This is a genomic window from Cohnella pontilimi (assembly GCF_005049045.1).
GTDB lineage: Bacteria > Bacillota > Bacilli > Paenibacillales > Paenibacillaceae > Cohnella > Cohnella pontilimi.
Window position 1 is genome coordinate 1 of record NZ_SUPK01000021.1, and the last position, 1,664, is coordinate 1,664.

The 1,664-nt window shown below is 56.4% G+C and carries 1 rRNA gene; it reads right to left on the minus strand.

The features are described 5' to 3' along the window. Positions 1–1,664: ribosomal RNA gene (locus E5161_RS20585) — 23S ribosomal RNA — on the minus strand; the annotation flags it as partial.

A 1,664-nucleotide genomic window follows, 5' to 3' on the forward strand; every position in this document is an offset into this window, starting at 1 on the left:
CGTTGCCGCGCTTCCACCCCGAGCCTATCAACCTGGTGTTCTTCCAGGGGTCTTACTAAATTGGGAAATCTCATCTTGAGGCGGGCTTCGCGCTTAGATGCTTTCAGCGCTTATCCCTCCCGCACTTGGCTACCCAGCGGTGCTCCTGGCGGAACAACTGGTACACCAGCGGTGCGTCCATCCCGGTCCTCTCGTACTAAGGACAGCCCCTCTCAAATTTCCTACGCCCGCGACAGATAGGGACCGAACTGTCTCACGACGTTCTGAACCCAGCTCGCGTACCGCTTTAATGGGCGAACAGCCCAACCCTTGGGACCTACTTCAGCCCCAGGATGCGATGAGCCGACATCGAGGTGCCAAACCTCCCCGTCGATGTGGACTCTTGGGGGAGATAAGCCTGTTATCCCCAGGGTAGCTTTTATCCGTTGAGCGATGGCCCTTCCATTCGGTACCACCGGATCACTAAGCCCGACTTTCGTCCCTGCTCGACTTGTAGGTCTCGCAGTCAAGCTCCCTTATGCCTTTGCACTCTTCGCGCGATTTCCAACCGCGCTGAGGGAACCTTGGGGCGCCTCCGTTACTTTTTAGGAGGCGACCGCCCCAGTCAAACTGCCCGCCTGACACGGTCCCTTCACCGGATTCACGGTGACAGGTTAGAACTCCGATACGATCAGGGTGGTATCCCAACGCCGCCTCCACCTAAGCTGGCGCTCAGGCTTCTTAGGCTCCCACCTATCCTGTACAGACCGTACCAAAGTCCAATATCAAGCTGCAGTAAAGCTCCATGGGGTCTTTCCGTCACGTCGCGGGTAACCTGCATCTTCACAGGTACTAAAATTTCACCGGATCTCTCGTTGAGACAGCGCCCAAGATCGTTACGCCATTCGTGCGGGTCAGAATTTACCTGACAAGGAATTTCGCTACCTTAGGACCGTTATAGTTACGGCCGCCGTTTACTGGGGCTTCGGTTCACAGCTTCGGTTTAACCCTAACCGCTCCCCTTAACCTTCCAGCACCGGGCAGGCGTCAGCCCGTATACTTCGCCTTGCGGCTTCGCACAGACCTGTGTTTTTGCTAAACAGTCGCTTGGGCCTCTTCACTGCGGCCCCCTCAGGCTATTCACCTTACCGGGGCACCCCTTCTCCCGAAGTTACGGGGTCATTTTGCCGAGTTCCTTAACGAGAGTTCTTCCGCGCGCCTTAGAATTTTCATCTCGCCTACCTGTGTCGGTTTGCGGTACGGGCACCTTCGCCTGGCTAGAGGCTTTTCTCGGCAGCGTGAGCACAAGACCTTCGGTACTGCAATTTTCCCTCCCCATCACAGCTCAAGGTTACAGCATGCGGATTTGCCTACATGCACCTCTTACTGCTTGGACGAGCTATTCCATCAGCTCGCGTCCTTGCCCTCCTGCGTCCCCCCATCGCTCGTAACGGCTTACGGTGGTACAGGAATTTCAACCTGTTGTCCTTCGACTACGCCTTTCGGCCTCGCCTTAGGTCCCGACTTACCCTGGGCGGACGAACCTTCCCCAGGAACCCTTAGGCTTTCGGCGGACAAGATTCTCACTTGTCTTTTCGTTACTCATACCGGCATTCTCACTTGTATGCAGTCCACCGCTCCTTCCGGTGCGACTTCAACCCGCATACAACGCTCCCCTACCCAAG